Here is a 311-nt window from a genome sequence, read left to right on the forward strand (position 1 = left end):
GTATAGGTATTTTATCTTTTTGTAGAATATTTTACTGAAATAGCTATTGTGAGAGATGGTAAAACAGAAAATTTTACGGCAAAAGGGTGCACCGGTTTTTTCCTTACGTTTGCAATATGTTTACAAATTATTCATACACTGTTGATACGCGCTTCATTCGTTACGCGCAAATAGATACACAATCCGATCCGCAAAGTACCAGCTTTCCGACCACCGAAAAGCAGAAAGACCTGTCCCGCCTGCTGGTAAAGGAATTACATGAAATGGGCATCACAGATGCGGAACTGGATGAACATGGTTACGTATATGCC

Annotated in this window: 1 pseudogene; it reads left to right on the plus strand. The window is 39.9% G+C overall.

What is annotated here, in order from left to right:
- Positions 1-116 precede the first annotated feature (116 nt).
- Positions 117-311 (plus strand): annotated as a pseudogene (locus BRSPCE3_RS35940) (peptidase T); the annotation flags it as partial.

It is taken from the genome of Bradyrhizobium sp. Ce-3, assembly GCF_022835695.1.
Lineage (GTDB): Bacteria > Pseudomonadota > Alphaproteobacteria > Rhizobiales > Xanthobacteraceae > Bradyrhizobium.